The following is a 15,004-nucleotide window of genomic DNA, read 5'->3' as shown; positions in this document are numbered from 1 at the left end:
GGTAGTAAAAATTTTAATGGTAGAGACGTTCCGGTGGAACGTCTTTTGTATTGGTTTGGCAACGTAAAACGTCTTTTGGATTGGTTTTGAGACGGGTTAAGCGGCTACTGTTGGACGAGAATCGAGGATAACTTCGGCAATGGAAAAGTCTTGTTTAATTGGTAAACTGTTGAGATAGGCGATCGGATCGTCAGCGTTAAACACCGTACCGTCAAAGAGTTGGATTGCTTTGCGAGTGTAAGTAATATCGCCAAGACCAAGTTCTCGCGCGGCGGTACTAAATACCCCAACTTTACAGATACGTTCTAGAATTTCTACCCAGTTTCTAGGGAAAGGAGTATCCCCCCAACGAGCGAGTTGGGTCATAATCCATAGTTGTTCGGTGCGACTGGGACGATTAACGCCAGAATCTCCATAAAACTGATGGTGTGCATACTCGCGCATCGGATGCTCTAGGCTACAAGTAGAGGTAGTTGGATCGCCTATTTGGATGTAGTCTATATCCGTGCTTACATACTCGCGCCGGGATAAAATCTCGCGGATTTCTTCGCTATGATTTGGATCGCTACAATAATGGCAAGCTTCTAATAGAGCCTTGACTAAAGCAATGTGAGTATTAGGATAGGCGATCGCCCAATCTTCCCGCACTCCTAAAACTTTACCGGGATGTCCTAGCCAAATTTCTAAGTCTGTAGCAATAGTAAAGCCAGTCCCAATGTCGGCGGCGCGGTAGTTCCAAGGTTCTCCCACGCAATAACCGTCAATACTGCCATTTTGCAAGTCTGCAACCATCTGTGCGGGGGGAATGATTGATAGCTTCACATCTCGGTCTGGATCGATACCTCCGGCGGCTAACCAGTAACGCAATAGTAAGTTGTGCATAGAGGAAGGATGCACCATACCCATACGATGTTGACCTTGGGGAGTTTTTTGTAGCATTTCCTTGAAGTCGGAAAGCGTGTAAACTCCCTGGTCGTAAAAGCGCTTTGCCAGGGTGATAGCGTTGCCGTTACGGGTCATGGTTAAGGAGGTAACGACGGGGACGGGTTTATTTTCATGACCGCCCAAAGTCAACCACATCGGCATCCCTGACGGCATTTGCGCCGCATCTAAATAACCGCCAACTATGCCATCGGTGATTCCTCGCCAGTTCGATTCCCGAACTAAAGTAACTTCATCTAAGCCATGCTTGGTAAAGAAACCTTTTTCTTTGGCTACAGCTAAAGGCGCACAGGCGGTTAGAGGTAAAAAGCCTAGCTCTAAGTTAACTTTTTCTAAACCATGACGGGAAGTCGCAGTAACCTTTCTGGCGCGAATTTTTTTAATCCGTTTCTGCTGATTGAGAAAGTAAATCATCTCACTTCGCAAACTGTAGTAGCTGGGATGTTCTACTACTTCCATCCGTTTGCGAGGACGGGGAATATCTACTTCTAAAATCTGTCCAATTTTTGATTCTGGCCCGTTAGTTAACATCACAATTCGGTCAGATAATAGCACCGCTTCATCTACATCGTGCGTAACCATGACGGCGGTGACTTCGTTTTCTTCGCAGATTTTCATTAATTGCTCTTGCAAATTGCCCCGCGTTAAGGCATCCAAAGCCCCAAAAGGTTCATCAAGTAGCAAGAGTTTGGGACGAATTGCTAAAGCACGAGCGATCGCAACTCTTTGTTTCATTCCTCCTGATAATTGTCCTGGTTGCTTATCAGCAGCAAGGCGCAAACCTACCATATCTATATGTTGCTCGATAATACTATTGCGATCGCGCTCTGGTAAATCGCTCATTACCGAGTTCACCGCTAGAGCAATATTTTCGCGGACTGTGCGCCAAGGTAACAGGGAATAATTTTGAAATACTACCATGCGATCGGGCCCAGGCTTAGTAATTCTTTGTCCTTCTAGAGTGACTACGCCTTCGGTTGGTAAATCTAAACCTGCAATCATGTTTAACAACGTAGATTTACCACAACCAGAGTGACCGATAAGGGAGACAAATTCGCCTTTTTTAATTTGTAGATTGATACCTTTAAGCGCGATGTAGCTACCACCGCCATGCAAGGGAAAAACTTTATCAATTTGGTCAACAGCAACGAATACAGACATAAGTTATTTGGGGGATGAGGGAAAATTTGTTTCTATTTAGTTTCGGCGGGTAAAATCTTGTTTTCAAGCCAACCCATAGCTTTGTCTAGCAACAGACCAACAACGCCGATGTAGATTAGAGCTAAAATTACTTCGCTAACATTGTTGTTTTGGTAAGCTTCCCAGATGAAAAAGCCAATCCCAACAATTCCCGACATAACAATTTCTGCGGCGATAATTGCCAACCAAGCTAGTCCGATCGCAATTCTCAAACCTGTAAATATGTAAGGTAGGGCTGCCGGAATTAAGATATTAAAGAAATACTCTTTGCGCGTTAGTTGTAATACTTTGGCAACGTTGTTGTAGTCTTGGGGAATTTGCTTTACCCCTACGGCTGTATTAATTAAGATGGGCCAAATTGCCGTGATAAAAATTACAAACAAAGCGGCGGGTTCGTTTTGGCGTAAGGCGGCTAAAGCAATGGGAACCCAGGCTAAAGGCGGTACAGTCCGCAATAATTGGAAGATGGGATCTAATGCCTTGGACATCATTTTATTTGTGCCGATTAGTATCCCTAAACCAATGCCGACAATTGCCGCTAAGGTGTAACTGATAGCTACTCTTTGCAGACTGGCGAGAATCTGCCAAAATAAACCTTTATCTGTGCCACCGCGATCGTAAAAGGGCCAGAAAATTAGTACCCAAGTGTCTTGAACAACCTGTATTGGCCCTGGTAAAGTTGCCCCTGGTGTCCAAGAAAATAATTGCCATACCGCGAGAAAAATAAGCAGCGCAATCATTGGCGGTACAAGTTCGGGCAATTGCTTATTTACATAAGCAGCCCAACCTTTGGAATTTTTGGCGGGTTTGCGGGCAATTGTAGTCATTGGCTATGTTCTCCTCGTTTTATAGTTAAATGGGCGATCGCGCGGGATGATTTAGACGTTGCGGTGCAACGTCTCTACACTTTTTTGATCTTCAAACTCTGCAAATAGGCGCTGGGATTATCTGGATCGAAGGTGACACCATCAAAAAAGGTTTCAATTCCGCGAGATGTACTTGTTGGAATATCACTAGCTGCAATTCCGGCTTCCGTTGCGGCTTGTTTCCAAATATCTTCGCGGTTCACTTTATCAATCAATGCCTTAGCATTCGTCAAGGTATCTTTGGGCAAAAATCCCCAACGCACACTTTCTGTCAAAAACCAAAGATCGTGACTCTTGTAAGGATAAGAAACGCTACCTCTTTCGTCTTTCCAGTAGTACGCCGCCATTGACTTATCATCAATTACCCGACCGTCGCCCATGTCATACTTGCCTTGAAAGGGATTTTCTAAAATTTCCGATGGTAGGTTGAAATAATTGCGGGAACTTAATATGGCAGCAGCTTCTTTACGATTGTCAAAGTTATCTAACCATTGCTGCGCTTCCATGATCCCTTTTAAGATTGCTTTAGTAGCTTTGGGATTTTTGTCTGCCCAATCTCCACGCATTGCAAAGTATTCTTCGGGGTGATTTTTCCACATTTCGGCGGTCAATACTGCCATAAAGCCAATATCATCTTTAACAATTCGGTAGGGCCAAGGATCTCCGGTGCTAAAAGCATCCATTGTCCCGGTTTTCATGTTGGCGACAGTTTGGGCGGCGGGGACGGGAATTAACTTAACATCGGTATCGGGATTAATGCCCCCGGCGGCTAACCAATAGCGCAGCCAAAAATCTTGATTAACTTGAGCAAAAGTATAAGCGGCAGAAAAAGGATTTTTTGTAGATTTGAGTTGGTCAAAAACTGCCTTACCGCCCTTAGCTAGGTTTAAACCTATATCTTTTCCTTTGTGCTTATTGGCTACAGCAATTCCATTTCCTTGCGTAATTAGCTGCGCCAGGACGTACATGGGAATTTTTTGATTGCCTTTAGTAATTACCCCTTCGGTTATTAAGTGAGGCATAGGCATTTGATATTGACCGCCATCAACGCCGCCACCACTCGACCCAATCTCGGTATTGTCCCGCATCGCCCCCCACGAGGCTTGTTTAGCAAGTTCAACCCCAGTCATCCCATACTTAGCAAAAAAGCCTTTTTCTTTAGCAATAATGAAGGGTGCAGCTTCTACAATCGGTATATAGCCAAGCTTTACCTTTGTAACTTCCGGTGTTTGTTCAGGGCTAAGGTCAACTGCCGCCACCTGTTGAACTTGATTGCTAGCGTAATCGGGGGGATTTCCCAAGCAACCGTTGAGCAACACCGCGCCTACCGCCGATGCTCCCGCCGTTAACAGAAATTTGCGCCGGGAAAATTGATTTATTAATTGACTCATAAAATATCCTGGTAATAAATTTAGATTGCTAAACAGCGATCGCAACTTTTTTGTACTCTCGCCACAAGTTCTAACTCCGGTTAAGAACAACTTTTAGGCGGTCGCTTTGGCGATTGAATTGACAATATCCCAAAACAAACATAGAGACAAGCTATTAATTTTTATAATTGCTATAGACAAAACCTATTAAGCCACAACAAACAAGTTGCAGGCTAATTGCGGCTTAAAAGCCTACAAATAAAGGCTTTGGATATGTAAAGCATAAACAAAAGATGTGCTAAAAGTAATAAATTGCTTGAATATTAATAGGTAAAAACTTATATATAAAAATAATGATAGAATATGCCAATAGTTAATATTGGTAGGAAAATTGATGTTGAAGCACGCAACTCTGCATCAGCTAAAAGTATTTGAACAAGTCGCCAGATCCGGTAGTTTTACCAAAGCAGCAGAGGAAATGTTTTTGAGTCAACCCACTGTCTCTCAACAGATCAAGCAACTAACAAAAGCGGTGGGAATACCGTTGTTTGAACAAATAGGCAAGCGAATCTATCTTACCGATGCTGGAAAAGAAGTTTTGAGTGCGTGTAAAGATATTTCGGAGAAAATGTCCCAGTTAGAAATGACTCTGGCAGACTTGAAAGGATTAAAACAGGGAAATCTACGTTTAGCAGTAATTACAACGGCTAAATATTTTGTACCTCGGTTGCTAGGACAGTTTCGCCACCGTTATCCAGGGATCAAAATTGCGCTCCAAGTTACAAACCGCAAGCAGGTACTAGAACGATTGAGTGAAAATGTAGACGATCTTTATATTCTTGGTCAACCACCCGAAGGACTAGACATTAATCTGCGTCCAATTTTAGAAAATGCTTTAGTCGCGATCGCACCGTCGGATCATCCTTTAGCGAAGGAAAAAAATATTACCCTACAACGCTTTGCCCAAGAACCTTTTATCATGCGGGAGGCGGGATCGGGAACACGCATGGCTGTAGAGCAGTTTTTTGGCGAAAATCGCTGTGAGATCAATGTAGAAATGGAGATTGGCAGTAATGAAGCAATCAAACACGCGATCGTTGGTGGCTTAGGAGTATCAGTATTGTCACGCCATGTTTTAGCTTTGGAAGGTACAAAAGGGCCGTTGACTATTTTGGATGTAGAGGGTTTGCCCATCCAACGCCATTGGTATATCGTATATCCAGCCAGCAAACAACTATCTGTAGTTGCCAGCACTTTTTTGGAATATCTTTTAAATGAAGGTAAGCAAATGGTAGCTCAAATAGATTTAGAACTTAGTCATAGCTAAAAGTCGAGCTTTCAAGTTTCTTAACTAGCTTTGATATGGAATAAATGCGATCGCGCTTTATAGTTGCAAATATTCAACCCATTTAACTGCCGTTGCAATCCTATAATCGCCCAAGCAGTAACATTCTCCTTTAAACTAGAAAAACCACTATCTTATTAGACTTCATCAATCCTATTTTTTTGGCAAGAAAGCTGTAGATAGCTCAAGACCTAGCTAACTTCATGACATCTCAAGAGCAAGTTAACATTTTATTAGTTGATGACCATCCAGAGAATTTGTTAGCTTTGGAGGCAATCTTAGATAAACTTGGGGAAAATTTAGTTAGAGCAAATTCTGGCGAACAAGCTTTAAGGTGTCTGCTAAATCAAGACTTTGCCGTAATTTTGTTAGACGTGCAGATGCCTGGAATAGATGGCTTTGAAACAGCAACACTAATTCGCCAACGGGAAAAAACTCGACACACACCAATTATTTTTCTAACTGCTTTTAGTAAAAGCGATGCTTTTGTCTCTCAAGGGTACGCTACGGGCGCGGTAGATTACTTGTTGAAGCCTATACAACCAGAAATATTAGTTTCCAAAGTAACAGTATTTGTGGAATTATTTAGAAAAACTGCCGAAATTAAGCGCCAAGCGGCAAAATTAGAAGTTGCTAACATTGAACTAAGAGAAAGCGAACAGAGGTTTCGGTGTTTGAGTGCTTCTTCTCCAGTAGGGATTTTTTTAGTAGATATTGCTGGCAATTGCACCTACACAAATCCACGCTGTCAAGCTATTTGCGGCTCTAAGATTGAGGGTAATTTTAGAGCTAATTTATTACAATTAGTTCATTTAGCAGATCGAGAAACCTTAACCGCCGATTGGTTTAGTTGGCTAGAAAATGAAATCTCTCAAGAATTTCGTTTATACTTGCCTCAATTGGAATTGGAAGCTGCCACTCGTTGGGTGCATTTGCGATCGTCGCCCATGTTTGAGGAAGGTAAAATAATCGGCTATGTCGGCACAATTGAAGATATTAGCGATCAAAAGCTTGTAGAAGCCGAACGTACAGAGCTAGTACGCGCCCAAGCTGCAAGACAAGAGGCTGAAGCAGCAAATCAAATGAAGGACGAGTTTCTAGCCACTTTATCTCACGAATTACGCACACCACTTAACTCGATTCTGGGTTGGGCAAGACTGCTATCTACACGTAATTTTGATGAAGTTACAACAAAACGAGCCTTAGAAACTATTGAGCGTAATGCCAAAATGCAGGCGCAACTAATTGAAGATATTTTAGATGTTTCGCGGATAATTCGCGGCAAGTTGCGCTTAATATTTCAGCCCATTAAGTTAGATCAGGCGATCGCGTCAGCTATAGATACCGTCCGCTTATCGGCGGAAGCTAAAAATATTGTGATGGAAACGGTAGTTATTAATAGCGCAAATTTACCTTTGGTCGTTTCTGGAGATTGCGATCGCTTGCAGCAAGTAATTTGGAATCTACTAACTAATGCGATCAAATTTACAGATTCTGGTGGCTTAATTGAAGTGAAGCTGCTGAAAATAGATGATTACGCAGAGATCCAAATTAGGGATACAGGAATTGGCATTGCGCCAGATTTTTTACCTTATATTTTTGAGCGCTTTCGCCAAGCAGATAGCACGATTAGTAGGGCTTATGGCGGTTTGGGTTTGGGACTTGCGATCGTTCGTCACTTGGTAGAACAACACGGCGGCAATGTTGCCGCCGATAGCAACGGAGAAGGGAAAGGAGCAACATTTTCAATTAAGTTGCCCCTTGTGCAAGTAAATCAGGAAAATGTAGTAATGGGTGATAGTTTCCAATGACCAATGATCGTATAAACGTTGTTTAAGATCCACGTTTTTAAAAGATATAGTTTGCAACTTGCCGAACTTAGATATTTTCCCCTCTTTCTAAGGGGGGATCTTTCCCATCACCTACCGACCAAAAGACATTCTCTTAGACAAATTCACCTCTAGCTACCATAATTACTTTACCGCCAACAAAAACATCAATGTCTGCGTCTGTTTTCTGAGCTTTCAATAATAAAAGTGCATCTCTGCCAATTTCATAACCTTGTTAAACGCGAATATCGACTGAATCAGCCCCAAAATAAGCATAATTCGCTAAATACCCAGCCAAACAACCATTAGCACTCCCCGTCGCCGGATCTTCGGGAACACCAAAGTAATCGCAAAACACGCGCACATTCAAGTTATTTTCTGGATGATAGGTTTCTGGGCAAAATATTAAAATTGACTTAGCTTCGGTGTTACTAATTAGTTCAAAACACTTTTCTAGATTGACTTTAGCTTTTTTAATGGCGGCTAGGGTTTTTAAAGGCACGATTATAAATGGTAAACCTGTAGAAACTTCTTGAATCGGAAAGTTACTATCTATATCGTCTATAGGTAAATTTAATACTTGTGCGATCGCCTTCGTTGCAAATATCTGTTCAAAAATCGGCGGCTTTTGCTGCATCCACAGCAACTCTAAAGAATTATCCACATAGTGCAGAGTTACAGGTATTTGCCCAACTTTTAAGTTTAAGGTAACTTTTTCCACAGGTTGCTTAACAATCTCCTGTTGAATAATATATGCAGTCCCTAAAGTCGGATGACCCGCAAAAGGCAGTTCTTGCGCTGGGGTAAAAATCCGCACGTCGTAGCCACCCTCACGGCTTTCATTATTAGTAATAAAAGCTGTCTCAGAATAGTTGATTTCTTTGGTTATACGCTGCATTTTGTGACTTGTTAGACTTCCAGCATCGACAAATACGGCTAATTGATTGCCATTATATTTTTCCTGGGCAAACACATCGACAATGTAATATTTCATTAGAGTTTGTTTTTGATTTTAGGGTAATAAATGCGATCGCTCAATTGCAAAAACAAGTTGCGACTCCTCAATCTCTTAGCTAGGCTAATTTTGAACTAACTTCAAATAGTCGCTGAATGCCTATCAAGAATTCCTAAAAAACTATTTAGCATCGAATTCAGTGTGGATCGACTTTTGGAGCAAAACTATATTCCTTTTGGGTAGAAGAAGACTATGAAGAACTCCTAGAGTTTTGCAGTGCTGTCAACTGCTCAATTGTTGCAGACGTTGGTCAAAAAACGGACGAAATAACTCACAGGCGAGTCTCGCTTGTAATCCTTGCAGATGAACCAACCCTAGCTGTTGCAACTGGTAGCCAATTTCTGCGTCGCAATCTACCGAACTTGACTGCCGGACAATCTGCTTAAATACTATGCATAAGTTAGGATAGCGTTGCAAATTCCACCATTGCTGTTGTAAGTGTTCGGAATAGATAGCCAAAGTAAGTTCAGAATTTTCTAACAATTGTTCTAGAGTTATTGTCTGCTGCTGTAGGTAATAAAACGCCAACTGCAAGCGATAGGGATGTCCCCCCACAAGGGTAATTAGTTGCTTATTTTGTGGCTCGGTTATCTCCTGTCCGCACCGATGGGCTAAATCTTGTGTTTGAGCCAAGGTCAACTCCGGTAACTCTATGACCAGTCCAGTATTTAACAAAGCAAGATCGATGACCGCAGGTAGTAAAATTTCTGTAGAATGAACTGTCACAAGTCGCAGTTTGCACCAGGGATTACCGTTTGGTAATCTGGCTTTGGCTTGCTCCGTCCAAGTGCGAAGCAAAAGGAGAAATTCACAAGCAATATCCGGGTAGGCAAAAAGCTGGTGAAGTTCATCGATCGCTATGACCAAAGAGCGATCGACTTTTGCTAACAAAACATCCTCGAAGTAGTCAGTGACCTTTGATTTAATGCCTAAGTTATCCCCATTGACGATTGCCTGTAACAACCCTAACTGCTTGCTAACTCTGGCACAAAACCATTTAAGGAAGCTTTCTAGGTTCTGTAAAATCTCAGTATCAGCTAGTTGCAACGATATGGAAACGGTGTAAGCCCCTTGAGTTTTGGCGTAAGCTAGGATCCGAGTCATTAGGGAAGTTTTGCCCATTTGTTTCGGAGCGCGGATATTTAGCATCGTCCCAGGTTGCCCAATAGCCTCGTAACAGAGGGATTCGAGGATGGGACGGTCAATGTATTGAACTGAATTTAAGGGCATCTGTCCCCCTGGGATGGTAGTAGGGAAACGAGGTTGAACATCATTGTGTATTCGATCCATTTTAGGGGTTTGAGAGGTATTTGGGCGATCGCCAACTAGTTCGATCAAAGAGTAAATTTGCTCTGGAATTGTTGATTTCATCTCAGCAAAATTGTCTAATTCTGATTTTAAATAGAGATAATCTTCTGTCGATAAGGTTAGACTAAAGTACCGGAAGCAGCACTCTAAGGTGCGCTTATCTACGCCGGAGGAGCCAGTAAAGACTTTACTGAGGGTCGTAGGAGTTAAGCCGATTTCTTCGCTAAGAGCTTCAAGAGTGTAACGTTTAAAGTTGAGTTCAATTTCTGCGGTGGCGATTGCCCGACTAAGTTTTATTGAGCCTTGAGCCGTTAGAGTTACTCCCCGCCGCCGGACAGGGCTGTTTAGTTGTGATGGCATATCTGATGAAAACAATTATTTTATGCCTGTGATTGTAGGCTCTACTTTTAGTAGCCATCTATGTCGATTTGTGTGCTGTCAACCCTTTGACCTAAAGATAGTCAGCAAAATAGTGCTTAATTTTAGGCTTTGGATAAAGTTAACCAAATCTCTCGATCAAGAGTGATGAAATTCTAAAGTTTTTCATAGCTAGAAAAGTTATGGAAACTAGCTTTGATAAGTTATTGGGACTAAATACTTAACTTTTTTCTTAAGGTTGCAAACTTTGCTGGTATTACAGGTGAAAACTCCCCATGATTAAGACATTAAGCAGGTTAGAGCTTATTGAATAATCAAAAAAGCGCTCGCCAGCCAAGTTTATTAATTTACTAAAAAAAACACATCATGCCTACTCTATACACAATTAATGTGACCAATAACAGCCCCTCTAGTCAGGATTTCTTTTTCTTTCAAAAACCTGCGGTCTATAGTGGAGGTCAAGTAGTTTATTCTAACAGTATCTATTCTCAGACCTTGCAGCCTTACGCTCTATCGGGAGCGGTTTTAACTTTTAACTTTCTGCAACAGTACTATGCTGGTGTTCAAAGCCAGGTTAACCCACCCATAGTAGGGCAAGCTTCTGGATACACAACGGCGAGTCAACCAGTAGACTTAACCACAGGTAATACTCCAAACAATAACAGTACGGCAATGACTATACCCCTAGGATTAACACCACCGTCCTATACCCAAGGGGTACAACCGGGCGCTTATCGGATTGTCACCCCTCAATTTAATCCTGTGACAAATAAATTTAATGCTGGATTAGCCGTTAAAAATCTTCAGACTGGCTCGATAGTTCTGTCTAATTTTATCAATGCTGAACCAAATAAAAATATTGATTGTCAACCTGTACTAATCTTTTATGTCCAGACTGGAGGATACCAATCTGGTACAGTAATTAACTTCACAACTTCTTCAGTAGGTTCTGCCACCTGCGACACGACTCAAGGATTAACAACTTTTAATGTTTCTTACGACGTAGATGGCAGTTGGTCTATTACTAATGCCGCCCTGAGACAACCTGGTTTAACTCAGTTAATGGGTCTTGACCATGCTCTGTCTCTATCATTAATAAACGTAGATATTAAAAATGAGGCAGGAACAGCAGTTATATCTACAGGTACCGCCGCTAATCTTAATTCTCCTTTCGTTGTTAATGGTTTAAGCCAACCTAATGCTATTAACCTTCATTCTGATTATCAAGTTGGATCCAACGGCGGTCCTTTTAGGGGCTACACCTGTACTGCAAAAAATGGCAACAATGCTACTTTCACTTTGTAGGCTGTTAGTAGCATCAGAAAACTCAACATTTTAAATACTTCGGCGATCGCATATACAACAAGCTCATTGCTTTTAAAAGCGATTTGATAGTTGCAAGTTGTGCGATCGCCCGGACAACATTTTAATTAAGGAAAACAAAATGAAAGAGATTAACCCAAACGACTTTGCTAGCCGAGGATGGGAATTAGATCCCATGTTTCCACCAGGTTTTTTCTATCCTCTAAAAGAGGGGACACCACACCTACATCTAACCTCTGTACTAGATTCAGGAAAGCCAGTAATGGCTTATTTAGGCTATAAGGACGCATCAGGAACGAAAGTAATATTTCAGGGGGGTCAATGGAATCAAAGTATTGTCGATCAGATTCCCGATGCAAAAATCAAGATAGAGGCTAATTTTGCTAAAGCCTATAGCTAGATATCCTGAAGGGCGATCGCTCTGCTTGTAATCTCAGAAAATTCAACATTTTAATGACTGCTGCTATTAAAGGCAATCGCAAGTGCTACAATCTCGTTGCCTTTAGATTGCCTTTGATGGTTGCAAGCTGTACGATCGCTAATCTACGCAGATATTCACCCTTCATACTTTTGACAGGTTTTATTTGCTAGTTCATTTTGTGCTACCAATAGTAAGCGATCACCCAATTTATTGCAGGTTACTTTTAACCAACTGGAAAAATTGCCCCCCTGCCATAGCTTAAGCTTGTTGTCCCCACTGCCACTGACAATATATTGTCCATCGGGGCTAAAACTAATGGCTGTAACCGCACTACCATGTCCTACAAAGGGTTGACCGATGGGATTACCGGATAGATCCTATAACCGCACCGTGCGATCGCGGCTACCACTGACAATATATTGTCCATCAGGGCTAAAAGTAACAGCAGTAACTGTACTACCATGTCCTAAAAAAGGTTGACCGACCGCTAACCGTTGGATATCCCATAACCGCACTGTGCGATCGCGGCTACCACTAGCAATGTATTTTCCATTGCTAAAAGCAACGGAGTTGATTTCGTCTGTATGTCCCTTAAATGGTCGCTCAATAACATTGCCTTGCAAATCCTATAACTTGATAGTTTTATCATCGCTACCACTGACAATTGTTTGTCCATCGGGGCTAAAAGCAACCTCGTAAACCACCCCTTGGTGTCCGGTCAAACGAGCAATCTCTAACCCTTGTTTATCCTAAAGTCTAATGGTTTTATCATCGCTACCACTAACAATGTATTGTCCATCAGGGCTAGTAGCTACAGATAACACTTTATCTTGATGACCAATTGCCCCCTTCACCAATTCCCTAATGTGGTTCTTCAAGCGGTCTACCTTTGGGTGCTGGTAACATGGGACTGCGATCGCCATAGGGCATCGGAATATATTGTACGCTTGGTTTTCCGCCTTGAGACTGCGGGTACAATTCCATTAAGCTATAAATAGCGAGGGGTAGCCCGACAGTAACTGGCAAGCCTAATTCGGTTGCTTCTTCTACCGTAATTGGGTAATCGTGGGTAACTCGTCCGGTGGTCAATGCTTCAATAATTGACTCGACATTTTCCGGGGCGATTTTTTGTTGGGGAATATTGTCTTTAAGCAAAGTTCTTACAAAACGCTGGACTTGGGCGATCGCTTTGCGTGATATATCTGCCATAATCAGTGTTTGATCGTCCACTTCCCCAATCGGCTTATCTTCCACAACTTTAAGAATACTAGCGGCGGGAAAATTACCCAACTGCGGATCGACGGGTCCTAAAACTGCGTTAGCATCCATAACTATTTCATCCGATGCCAATGCCAACATTGTCCCCCCGCTCATCGCGTAATGTGGCACAAATACCGAAACTTTTGCCGGATGGCGAATTAGCGCTCTAGCAATTTGTTCTGTGGCAAGTACCAACCCCCCAGGAGTGTGCAATATCAGATCGATAGGAACATCCGGCGGTGTAAACCGAATTGCTCTTAATACCTGCTCGGAGTCTTCAATAGTGATATAACGAGATATCGGAATTCCTAGTAAACTTAAGGATTCTTGCCGATGAATTAACAAAATTACGCGACTATTGCGTTGCTGCTCGAAAGCTCGTAAAGTTTGCACCCGGCGATATTCAACTTGACGGCGCTGCCATACAGGTTGTAAGGAAGATAGGGCAAGAAATACCCAAAATATATCAAAAAAGTTAAAATTCATAGACAATTAGAGAACTTGCACGGGGTTAGTCCTATTGTTTCAAGTTCTAGCTTCTAAAATCTCTATCAAACGATGGATAACCCTATTGTTTCCAAATTTTAATAGTTTTATCTCGGCTACCACTCCCCAACGCATCACTAGAACTAAAAACTACAGAAGTAATTCCATCTAAGTTATCTGTGAGAGTGCGGAGCAGTTCGCCATTATTTGGATTCCAGAGCTTGATTGTGCGATCGTCACTACCACTTGCTAGAGTTTGACCATCGGCACTAAAAGCGATCGCATTTACGGCTTTGGTATGCCCTAACATCCTTTTTCGTAGCTTGCCATTTTGGAGTTGCCAAAGTCTAATCTCTCCAGAATTGCTCCCACTTGCAATAGTCTTACCATCTGGGTTAAAAGCTACGGCATAAATCGGTCGCAAGTGTCCAGAAAGAGTTTGCAATAATCTACCACTGGCTAGATCCCAAAGCTTAACAGTGTTGTTATAGCTACCACTTGCTAGACTTTTACTATTAGGACTAATTGCTATTGAAGTTACCCCTCCTTGCTCTACAAGGGTGCGAATAAGTTTGCCATTATTTGGATTCCACACCTTAATCGTCTTATCGCCACTACCACTAATTAAAGTTTGCCCATCCCGGCTAAAAGCAACAGAACTTACCCAGTCAGAATGGCCCAAAATAGTCTTGATTAACTGCCCATTTTGTAAATTCCAGAGCTTGATCGTGCGATCGCCACTCCCACTTGCTAAAGTTTTACCATCGGGGCTAAAAGCTACAGAACTTATCCATTGCGAGTGTCCCGTCAAAGTATAGGCGAGTTTTTTTTGATTCAAACTCCAAACTTTGATAGTTTTGTCACCACTTCCACTTACTAAAATTTGACTATTGGGGCTAAACGCCACTGCATACACTACTCTTGTATGACCGCTACTGATAGTATCAACCTTTAACTTTTTTTCTTGCCACTTCGTCGCTAGTAAAACCTGCTGCAACGGTGGCTGGTTAAAAACTTGCCTGATTACCTCTCTAGGTACAAGACAAAAGATCATCGGAGAGATTAGAACTTGCAGTAAGAACGTGCCAACAATTCCAATATGTGCCATTGCTATTGTGAAGGATAGTTTTACATTAGCTAGAAAAAGATTTGTTATGATGAGCTAAAAAGAAGTCACCCTCTTTTTGCCTAAAATCCTAGCCCTACCCTAGCAAATTCATACCTTATTATTACTAATAAACCTCAATTAAAATTTTAAACA

The 15,004-nt window shown here is 42.0% G+C and carries 15 protein-coding genes; 4 read left to right on the top strand and 11 right to left on the bottom strand.

Translation table 11 applies throughout. From position 1 onward, the window contains the following. Nucleotides 1–96: 96 nt before the first annotated feature. From SYN7509_RS0211155 to SYN7509_RS0211145, 3 genes are all read right to left on the bottom strand, one after another. Nucleotides 97–2,103, bottom strand: coding sequence for an ABC transporter ATP-binding/substrate-binding protein (locus tag SYN7509_RS0211155; protein WP_009631066.1), 2,007 nt, complete (start codon nucleotides 2,101–2,103; stop codon nucleotides 97–99). A gap of 32 nt (nucleotides 2,104–2,135) precedes the next feature. Continuing rightward, entirely contained in the window at nucleotides 2,136–2,969 is an 834-nt protein-coding gene (ntrB, locus tag SYN7509_RS0211150; RefSeq protein ID WP_009631065.1) for a nitrate ABC transporter permease, read from the bottom strand. A gap of 74 nt (nucleotides 2,970–3,043) precedes the next feature. Next, nucleotides 3,044–4,387, bottom strand: a complete 1,344-nt coding sequence (locus SYN7509_RS0211145; protein ID WP_202807312.1) for a CmpA/NrtA family ABC transporter substrate-binding protein — start codon at nucleotides 4,385–4,387, stop codon at nucleotides 3,044–3,046. A 385-nt stretch (nucleotides 4,388–4,772) separates the two neighbouring features. On the opposite strand from SYN7509_RS0211145, the gene SYN7509_RS0211140 reads away from it, so the two are divergent. Together SYN7509_RS0211140 and SYN7509_RS0211135 are read left to right on the top strand one after the other, a co-directional pair. After that, the gene (locus tag SYN7509_RS0211140) at nucleotides 4,773–5,705 is read left to right on the top strand and encodes a LysR family transcriptional regulator (RefSeq protein ID WP_009631063.1); all 933 of its coding nucleotides are present in this window, start codon (nucleotides 4,773–4,775) and stop codon (nucleotides 5,703–5,705) included. A 221-nt stretch (nucleotides 5,706–5,926) separates the two neighbouring features. Beyond that, a complete protein-coding gene (locus SYN7509_RS0211135; protein ID WP_009631062.1) occupies nucleotides 5,927–7,534 on the top strand; it encodes an ATP-binding protein in 1,608 nt (535 codons plus the stop codon). A 253-nt stretch (nucleotides 7,535–7,787) separates the two neighbouring features. Here SYN7509_RS0211135 and SYN7509_RS25720 read toward each other — a convergent pair whose 3' ends face one another. Together SYN7509_RS25720 and SYN7509_RS0211125 are read right to left on the bottom strand one after the other, a co-directional pair. Next, nucleotides 7,788–8,546: a PhzF family phenazine biosynthesis protein gene (locus SYN7509_RS25720; RefSeq protein WP_009631061.1), complete on the bottom strand. Its 759-nt coding sequence runs from the start codon at nucleotides 8,544–8,546 to the stop codon at nucleotides 7,788–7,790. 243 nt (nucleotides 8,547–8,789) lie between these two features. After that, nucleotides 8,790–10,250 carry an AAA-like domain-containing protein gene (locus SYN7509_RS0211125; RefSeq protein WP_202807228.1) on the bottom strand — a complete coding sequence of 487 codons (1,461 nt, stop codon included), beginning with the start codon at nucleotides 10,248–10,250 and terminating at the stop codon, nucleotides 8,790–8,792. A gap of 369 nt (nucleotides 10,251–10,619) precedes the next feature. Between SYN7509_RS0211125 and SYN7509_RS0211120 the strand changes: the two genes are divergently transcribed. Together SYN7509_RS0211120 and SYN7509_RS0211115 are read left to right on the top strand one after the other, a co-directional pair. Further along, on the top strand, nucleotides 10,620–11,558 hold the full coding sequence (locus tag SYN7509_RS0211120) for a hypothetical protein (RefSeq protein ID WP_009631059.1): 939 nt from the start codon (nucleotides 10,620–10,622) through the stop codon (nucleotides 11,556–11,558). 139 nt (nucleotides 11,559–11,697) lie between these two features. Beyond that, entirely contained in the window at nucleotides 11,698–11,976 is a 279-nt protein-coding gene (locus SYN7509_RS0211115) for a hypothetical protein (RefSeq protein ID WP_009631058.1), read from the top strand. A gap of 155 nt (nucleotides 11,977–12,131) precedes the next feature. Here the strand turns inward: SYN7509_RS0211115 and SYN7509_RS31735 are convergent, their stop codons facing one another. From SYN7509_RS31735 to SYN7509_RS0211095, 6 genes are all read right to left on the bottom strand, one after another. After that, nucleotides 12,132–12,356 carry a WD40 repeat domain-containing protein gene (locus tag SYN7509_RS31735; RefSeq protein WP_084610730.1) on the bottom strand — a complete coding sequence of 75 codons (225 nt, stop codon included), beginning with the start codon at nucleotides 12,354–12,356 and terminating at the stop codon, nucleotides 12,132–12,134. A gap of 18 nt (nucleotides 12,357–12,374) precedes the next feature. After that, nucleotides 12,375–12,620: a WD40 repeat domain-containing protein gene (locus SYN7509_RS0211110; RefSeq protein ID WP_009631057.1), complete on the bottom strand. Its 246-nt coding sequence runs from the start codon at nucleotides 12,618–12,620 to the stop codon at nucleotides 12,375–12,377. Nucleotides 12,621–12,623: 3 nt separating this feature from the next. Beyond that, nucleotides 12,624–12,719, bottom strand: a complete 96-nt coding sequence (locus tag SYN7509_RS28485; protein WP_158506149.1) for a WD40 repeat domain-containing protein — start codon at nucleotides 12,717–12,719, stop codon at nucleotides 12,624–12,626. A gap of 27 nt (nucleotides 12,720–12,746) precedes the next feature. Continuing rightward, on the bottom strand, nucleotides 12,747–12,875 hold the full coding sequence (locus tag SYN7509_RS29190) for a WD40 repeat domain-containing protein (RefSeq protein WP_158506148.1): 129 nt from the start codon (nucleotides 12,873–12,875) through the stop codon (nucleotides 12,747–12,749). Further along, nucleotides 12,859–13,743: an SDH family Clp fold serine proteinase gene (locus SYN7509_RS0211100; RefSeq protein ID WP_009631054.1), complete on the bottom strand. Its 885-nt coding sequence runs from the start codon at nucleotides 13,741–13,743 to the stop codon at nucleotides 12,859–12,861. The genes SYN7509_RS29190 and SYN7509_RS0211100 overlap by 17 nt, the downstream gene beginning before the upstream one ends. Before the next feature lie 82 nt (nucleotides 13,744–13,825). After that, on the bottom strand, nucleotides 13,826–14,851 hold the full coding sequence (locus SYN7509_RS0211095; protein WP_009631053.1) for a WD40 repeat domain-containing protein: 1,026 nt from the start codon (nucleotides 14,849–14,851) through the stop codon (nucleotides 13,826–13,828). Between the last annotated feature and the right edge of the window lie 153 nt (nucleotides 14,852–15,004).

The organism is Synechocystis sp. PCC 7509 (assembly GCF_000332075.2).
Taxonomy (GTDB): domain Bacteria; phylum Cyanobacteriota; class Cyanobacteriia; order Cyanobacteriales; family Chroococcidiopsidaceae; genus Aliterella.
The sequence above is the reverse complement of the archived record's forward strand: the minus strand, read 5'-3'. Positions and strand labels throughout refer to the sequence as shown.

Excerpts from the sequence above, each read along its gene's own strand:
- SYN7509_RS0211155 (WP_009631066.1), bottom strand. The coding sequence starts at position 2,103 with ATGTCTGTATTCGTTGCTGTTGACCAAATTGATAAAGTTTTTCCCTTG.
- ntrB (WP_009631065.1), bottom strand. The coding sequence starts at position 2,969 with ATGACTACAATTGCCCGCAAACCCGCCAAAAATTCCAAAGGTTGGGCT.
- SYN7509_RS0211140 (WP_009631063.1), top strand. The coding sequence starts at position 4,773 with ATGTTGAAGCACGCAACTCTGCATCAGCTAAAAGTATTTGAACAAGTC.
- SYN7509_RS0211135 (WP_009631062.1), top strand. The coding sequence starts at position 5,927 with ATGACATCTCAAGAGCAAGTTAACATTTTATTAGTTGATGACCATCCA.
- SYN7509_RS25720 (WP_009631061.1), bottom strand. The coding sequence starts at position 8,546 with ATGAAATATTACATTGTCGATGTGTTTGCCCAGGAAAAATATAATGGC.
- SYN7509_RS0211120 (WP_009631059.1), top strand. The coding sequence starts at position 10,620 with ATGCCTACTCTATACACAATTAATGTGACCAATAACAGCCCCTCTAGT.
- SYN7509_RS0211115 (WP_009631058.1), top strand. The coding sequence starts at position 11,698 with ATGAAAGAGATTAACCCAAACGACTTTGCTAGCCGAGGATGGGAATTA.
- SYN7509_RS0211100 (WP_009631054.1), bottom strand. The coding sequence starts at position 13,743 with ATGAATTTTAACTTTTTTGATATATTTTGGGTATTTCTTGCCCTATCT.
- SYN7509_RS0211095 (WP_009631053.1), bottom strand. The coding sequence starts at position 14,851 with ATGGCACATATTGGAATTGTTGGCACGTTCTTACTGCAAGTTCTAATC.